Raw genomic sequence first — 244 nt, forward strand, 5'->3', positions numbered from 1 at the left:
TGGTGGTTTTGGATCCTGTTGTGGATCGCGCTCATTGCCCTATCCCTGCTCCTCCACCTGACTTTGGGGTACCGCTTGTTCAGGAAATTCATGTCAACTGTTCATGAATTAGGCGACGCGGGTAAACGTTTCAGCAACCTGACTCCTGCTGTAGAAACCTCCGATGTTGAAACGACGGAAGCGCGCCCCGAACCAGGCTCCGCAATTTTTGCCTCCCCGGATCAGATGCGTCATGATTACCTGA

General features: G+C 52.9%; 1 protein-coding gene. It reads left to right on the forward strand.

The genetic code is table 11. The features are described from left to right. The coding region (locus tag SB847_RS21995) for a hypothetical protein (RefSeq protein ID WP_410578859.1) at positions 1 to 244 on the forward strand (244 nt) is incomplete at both ends.

This window comes from Bacillus sp. SIMBA_026 (assembly GCF_046535335.1).
Classification (GTDB): domain Bacteria; phylum Bacillota; class Bacilli; order Bacillales; family Bacillaceae; genus Bacillus; species Bacillus velezensis.